Origin of the sequence: Paraburkholderia oxyphila NBRC 105797, from assembly GCF_000685075.1 — a bacterium.
Classification (GTDB): Bacteria; Pseudomonadota; Gammaproteobacteria; order Burkholderiales; family Burkholderiaceae; genus Paraburkholderia; species Paraburkholderia oxyphila.
This window is the reverse complement of the sequence record NZ_BAYD01000246.1, coordinates 1-2,266: the sequence shown is the minus strand read 5'-3', so window position 1 is coordinate 2,266 and position 2,266 is coordinate 1. Positions and strand designations below refer to the sequence as shown.

At 61.7% G+C, this 2,266-nt stretch carries 3 protein-coding genes and 1 pseudogene; 3 read left to right on the top strand and 1 reads right to left on the bottom strand.

Features of this window, described 5'->3' with window-relative positions:
• Together BO1_RS48625 and BO1_RS58715 are read left to right on the top strand one after the other, a co-directional pair.
• The coding region (locus tag BO1_RS48625) for a hypothetical protein (protein WP_322788567.1) at positions 1–334 on the top strand (334 nt) is incomplete at its 5' end.
• 95 nt (positions 335–429) lie between these two features.
• Complete coding sequence (locus tag BO1_RS58715; RefSeq protein WP_084688857.1) at positions 430–1,014, top strand: hypothetical protein; 585 nt, start codon at positions 430–432, stop codon at positions 1,012–1,014.
• Positions 1,015–1,487: 473 nt separating this feature from the next.
• On the opposite strand, the gene BO1_RS60675 is transcribed toward BO1_RS58715, so the two are convergent.
• Positions 1,488–1,823 carry a hypothetical protein gene (locus tag BO1_RS60675; RefSeq protein ID WP_028223750.1) on the bottom strand — a complete coding sequence of 112 codons (336 nt, stop codon included), beginning with the start codon at positions 1,821–1,823 and terminating at the stop codon, positions 1,488–1,490.
• Between the two features lie 103 nt (positions 1,824–1,926).
• Here BO1_RS60675 and BO1_RS60670 point away from each other — a divergent pair.
• Positions 1,927–2,266 (top strand): annotated as a pseudogene (locus tag BO1_RS60670) (chemotaxis protein CheA); the annotation flags it as partial.

The window sequence follows — 2,266 nt, the reverse complement described above, 5'->3', positions numbered from 1 at the left end:
GGAGTTAGCCATGAAGAAGCTTCTCATTGCAGCAGCAGTTCTGGCAATGTCCGGTGCAGCGTTCGCTGGTACGTCGACCAGCTCGTCGAGCGGTGGTGGCTCGCAAACGAGCGCCAGCGTTTACGGGAACGGCGCTCAAGCCGCAATCGCCGGTGGTGAGCAAGGTGCGAACGCAGTTGCCGTCGCAGGCGGCAATCGCTGGTTGAACGGCTCGTACACGGCCACGAACTCCCAAAACGTCGAGGGTGCAGCCGCGTTCGGCAAGGGTCACGGCGAGTCGAGCGCTACGTCGACCGGCGGCTCGGGCGCAAGCGCAAATGCGTCGTCGCACTAAGCGGTTCACCGTCAGGTGATCGCTGGCGCCGAGTCTGAATGTCTGACGAAAATCGGACTCGGCTCTTCTCGCCGGAGAAATAAGGAGCACAAAACATGAAGATGAACTTGATCTTCGCTGCCGTGATGACCCTGGCATCCGCATCAGCCTGGGCCGGAGCTCCAGCGACGTCATCCCAGACACAGTCGACCGCGAGCGGCACGACTGGGTCGGTGCTGATCGGTTCGGGAGGCTATTCCAGCTCCTCGACCAATGTGGCAGCGACCAATTCCACGAGTACCTCGACGACCGGCGGTAGCAACTCGACTGCCGGCGCGGCGCACTACTCCAACTCGAGCACCAGTGGCAGCGGGCTTGGAGGTTCGTACGCTGCGGGTGGGGCGATCGGGGTTTCTCAAGGAACGTCGTCGTCGCCGGGAACGTCGACCACGACCAACGCGCTGTCGGGTGGGGTCACGTCGTCGATCACGCTTGGCGCAACCCACTACACCGCGACTTCTGGCACCGACGCTGGTGCTGCGGGTGCGGGCGCGGCTGCAACCAGCGGAAACAATGGCTCGACCGCCACCTCGGGTTCGGGTCAGGGAAATTCGTCAACTGCCGGCAGCACCGGAAGCGCGGGGCAATCGTCGGCGGCGGGCGGAAGCCAAAGCTCGGGGAACGCAAATTCTGGCAGCTAATGGCCGCCACAGGGTACGGACCAGCGCAGCATGCTGGTCCTCGTCTCAACTCTTCACCTGCAAGGAGTTGGCATGAAACAGAAGTGGATTGCCGTTGCTCTTGCATTCGCAACGTCAACGGTCTTGGCGCAGGCAATGCCCGCATCGGGTAACGGGCAATCGAGTTTGCAAGCATCAAACGGTCAGTATCAAACCCAAACAACCGTACCGTCAGACAAGTCGAAACCTTCGGGGGATCACGCTGAAGGCCAGAAAGTCAGCCTGTCCAGGGCGAAAAGGTCGATGCCTGGTCGCTCCTGGGTCAGGGTTGGAAGCAGTTTGACAACGCGGGGAAACAGTAGCCGTCACCTACAAGAATCCGATGGCTATTTGGTTGTTAGGGTCGTTCAACGATTCCTAATCCGGGAGAAGCAAATGAACAGCAGCAAAATCATGTTGGCGTGTGTCGCGCTGTTTGCGCTTGCGGGGATTGCTCAAGCGCAAACGACTTCGGATTCAAACTCCGGGTCGTACAGCAATTCAGCAGCCTCGAGTGGCACCTCCTCGATCAGCGGAAGCGGCAACTCACAAAATAGCAGCGTCTCGAGCCTGCGCAATAGCGGCAACTCGCAGGCGACGTCGAGCTTGCGCAATAGCGGCAACTCGCAGGCGACGTCGAGCTTGCGAGGCAGCGGCAATTCCTCGGTCAGCGTGAGCGTGACGCTTCCTGCAGCAAGCCAGCTTGCCAGTGCCAATACGGCTTCAAACGGGTCTTCGGCGACGCCGGTTGCGAACCAGGCCGCAGGCTCTCCCGGATCGAGTCCATACAATACGCAGTCGCAGGAGAACGTCGCCTACTCGGGCACGCAAACGATCAAAACCAACCCCGCAATCCAGGCGCCTGGTCTGACGACCACCCTGTCGGATACGTGCATGGGGTCCGTGAGCTTTGGCTTCTCCGCGCCGGGTTTCGGTGCGACCGCCGGTTCGACGCTGGTTGACCAGGCGTGCGTTCGCCGCCTCGATGCGCGTGAATTCCGTGCAATGGGCTTGACGGACGTCGCACTCGCGCTGCTGTGCCAGAGCGACGCAAACCGTCGTGCCGTCGAGGCGACCGGCCACCTGTGCCCGGGCACGACAGCGCCGCTTGCAAAGGCCACGGGTGAAATCTCTGCGCTTGCGAGCGTATCGGATGACGTGAAGTACCGGGACCCGATCGTGCGCGAGCGCATGGGACTCCCTGCACTCGATCAGCCTGCAGCCGTGCGGCCGC